This is a genomic window from Candidatus Jidaibacter acanthamoeba, assembly GCF_000815465.1.
GTDB classification, from domain to species: Bacteria; Pseudomonadota; Alphaproteobacteria; order Rickettsiales; family Midichloriaceae; genus Jidaibacter; species Jidaibacter acanthamoebae.
This window is the reverse complement of the sequence record NZ_JSWE01000236.1, coordinates 1-1,540: the sequence shown is the minus strand read 5'-3', so window position 1 is coordinate 1,540 and position 1,540 is coordinate 1. Positions and strand designations below refer to the sequence as shown.

The window sequence follows — 1,540 nt, the reverse complement described above, 5'->3', positions numbered from 1 at the left end:
TAATGCAAGCAGAGGAAGTGTATCCGGTGCAAATAACCCAAGCTATACGGCAAGGAGGGAAGCGGCAGCAAGTAATGTCACTCGCCCTCAGCCAAGCTCCTCAAGTTCAACACAAAGGCCAAGTAGTTCTAGCACGGCTACACCGAAACCTAGTACAACTGTTCCGACTAGTCAGAGACCAGGCAGTTCGAGCTCGACAAGCCGAGGCCCTAGTGTTCCTAGTTCAAACACTCAGAAGCCAAGTAACCCTACAAGTGTTCCAAGGCCAAGTAGTTCTAATACAACTACGCCGAAACCAAGTGGATATAGTACAACTACACAAAAGCCAGGTAGTTCTTCAACTAGTAGAGGTGCTAGTTCTGACTCTGCCGGCCAAAGATCAAGCAGCTCAAGTTCTAGTGGTTCCAGCTATAGTAGTGAGAAAACAAATTTTAAATTCACTGGTAAATTTGAAAAGACATCAGAAAAATCATCATGGACAAATAAAGTTGGTAGCAAGGCCAGTGGAGGTGGAGGAGGTGGTAAAAACAGTAGTCCGGAAAATTCTGATGATGAATCTACTGGTAAGACTTCTCCTCGTAACAAACGTAAAGAGCCTGAAGCAAATAAAGAAAAGCTTTTTTGGGGTTTATGGAGCCAATATGAAAAAGAAATGCGCAATGGAACGGAATATGCACGAATAGGTAGTTATTTGTATACTAGACATGCGATCGAAAACATGTATCCTGTGCATATAGTTGGTGGGGTAAAGGGTAGAGTAGCCGGTCATACTTCAGAAAACCATCCTCCAACCGGGTTAAGTCCTAAATTTGTTGAGCATATTATAAATAGTAGAAATACAAAAGTACCCCATGTTAAGAACGGAGTTAGTAGAATAGCACATATTGAAGGAACTTTTAAAGTAGTAACAGAAGGAGATTTAGTTATAACTATTGTTAGAAGTAGTGAGGGATTTAAAGAGGATAAAGGCAAAGGAAGAGGTTAAAATGGAAGAATCACATTATAAAAGAATGTTAAAGAGAATCATTGAAGTATTTGATGATTATAAAAAAGGAAAACGTCAATCTGGCTCTATACTTAGCGTTACGTCGAGTAATACCGGAGCTTTAGACGCATTACCTATAGATTTTGAAAATAAAACTAATAGTTTTTTAGATAGCGTAAGAGCTATAAAAGAGGAAGATATATTTTCCATAGAAAAAGAATATACCCCAGATAGTGAGGAAGAACGTAAAAGAATTGTCAATCGTATAGAAGAATACGAACCATATATACATGAATTGCTCAAGATTGACCGTTAAAATAATTGAAAATACTATTATTAAAAAGCTATTAAACTTAAATAATATATAGAGAATGGCAACATACAAATATACAACTAAAGAACTAATTGATTGTGTATACTACGAGAGCAGTTTAGAGTTGCTTGCAGCACTTAAGCTAATAGTCACTAATGGAATAGAGGCTAATGGCAGCCTTCAAGGGTTACATGATAACATGCTACCAGCACTCACAGGTGAGCAATTGAATCTTGGCCCCT

General features: G+C 38.1%; 3 protein-coding genes. All 3 read left to right on the top strand.

Annotated elements, in window-relative coordinates; genetic code table 11:
• On the top strand, positions 1-985 hold a 985-nt coding region (locus NF27_RS12685), incomplete at its 5' end, for a hypothetical protein (protein WP_204367901.1).
• A gap of 1 nt (position 986) precedes the next feature.
• The gene (locus NF27_RS10760; RefSeq protein ID WP_039454527.1) at positions 987-1,301 is read left to right on the top strand and encodes a hypothetical protein; all 315 of its coding nucleotides are present in this window, start codon (positions 987-989) and stop codon (positions 1,299-1,301) included.
• Positions 1,302-1,356: 55 nt separating this feature from the next.
• Positions 1,357-1,540: hypothetical protein (locus NF27_RS10755; protein WP_039454529.1), on the top strand; the 184-nt coding region annotated here is incomplete at its 3' end.

Excerpts from the sequence above, each read along its gene's own strand:
- NF27_RS10760 (WP_039454527.1), top strand. The coding sequence starts at position 987 with ATGGAAGAATCACATTATAAAAGAATGTTAAAGAGAATCATTGAAGTA.